We start from the raw sequence: 1,580 nt of genomic DNA, 5'->3' as shown, positions 1-1,580 counted from the left end.
GCGGCGGGCGGGAGAGGTAGACGTGGCCGGCCTCGACCAGCGGGCGCATGAAGCGGAACAGGAAGGTCAGTAGCAGGGTGTTGATGTGCTGACCGTCGACGTCGGCGTCCGCCATCAAGATGATCTTGTGGTACCGGAGCTTCTCGATGTCGAAGTCCTCGTGCACGCCCGTGCCGAACGCCGAGATCAGCGCCTGGACCTCGTTGTTCTGCAGGATCTTGTCGACCCGGGCCTTCTCGACGTTGAGGATCTTGCCGCGGATCGGGAGGATCGCCTGGTACTCCGGGTTACGGCCGGACTTGGCCGAGCCGCCGGCGGAGTCACCCTCGACGATGAAGATCTCGCACTTGGTCGGGTCGTTGGACTGGCAGTCGCTCAGCTTGCCGGGCAGCGACGCCGTCTCCAGCAGCCCCTTGCGGCGGGTCAGGTCGCGCGCCTTGCGGGCCGCGACCCGGGCGGTGGCCGCCTGGATGCCCTTGCGGATGATGTCCGCGGCCTCGTTGGGGTTGCGGTCCAGCCAGTCGTTGAGGTGCTCGTGGACGACCTTCTGGACGAAGGTCTTGACCTCGGTGTTGCCCAGCTTGGTCTTGGTCTGGCCCTCGAACTGCGGCTCGGCGAGCTTGACCGAGATGATCGCCGTCAGACCCTCGCGGATGTCCTCGCCCGTGAGGTTGTCGTCCTTCTCGCGGAGCAGCTTCTTGTCGCGCGCGTAGCGGTTGATCAGGCCGGTCAGCGCAGCGCGGAAGCCCTCCTCGTGGGTACCGCCCTCGTGGGTGTGGATGATGTTCGCGAAGCTGTAGACACCCTCGCTGTACTGGGTGTTCCACTGCATCGCGAGGTCGACGGAGAGGTTCCGCTCCTTGTCCTCGGCCTCCACCGAGACCACCGTCGGGTGTACCAGCTCGCCCTTGCGGGAGTTGAGGTACTTCACGAAGTCGACGATGCCGCCCTCGTAGTGGTACCGCACCGAGAGCGGCTTGCCGTCCTCGTCCACATGGTCGGCACGCTCGTCCTTGAGCGAGATGGTCAGCCCCTTGTTGAGGAACGCCATCTCCTGGAAGCGCCGGGACAGCGTCTCGAAGCTGTAGGTGGTGGTCTCGAAGATCTCGGGGTCGGCCCAGAAGGTGACCGAGGTGCCGTGCTGGTCGGTGGCCTCGTGCTTGGCCAGCGGGGCGGTGGGCACGCCCTGCTTGTAGTCCTGGGTCCAGCGGTAGCCGTCCGTGCAGATCTCGACCGAGACCCGGGTCGACAGGGCGTTCACCACGGAGACACCCACACCGTGCAGACCGCCGGAGACCGCGTAGCCGCCGCCGCCGAACTTGCCGCCGGCGTGCAGGACCGTCAGCACGACCTCGACGGCCGGCTTGTTCTCGGACGGCACGATGCCGACGGGGATACCGCGGCCGTTGTCGTCGACCCGCACTCCACCGTCGGCAAGGATCGTCACCTCGATGGTGTCGGCGTAGCCGGCCAGCGCCTCGTCGACGGAGTTGTCGACGACCTCCTGCACGAGGTGGTGCAGGCCGCGCTCGCCTGTTGAGCCGATGTACATGCCGGGGCGCTTACGAACCGCGTCCGAG

1 protein-coding gene is annotated in these 1,580 nt (G+C 66.7%); it reads right to left on the bottom strand.

The annotated features are described in order from the left end of the window. Positions 1 to 1,580, bottom strand: a 1,580-nt coding sequence (locus tag AB0I03_RS26480) for a DNA gyrase subunit B (RefSeq protein ID WP_360417321.1), incomplete at both ends; no start/stop codon positions are given.

It is taken from the genome of Glycomyces sp. NPDC021274, from assembly GCF_040641195.1.
Taxonomy (GTDB): Bacteria; Actinomycetota; Actinomycetes; order Mycobacteriales; family Micromonosporaceae; genus Glycomyces.
The sequence above is the reverse complement of the archived record's forward strand: the minus strand, read 5'-3'. Positions and strand labels throughout refer to the sequence as shown.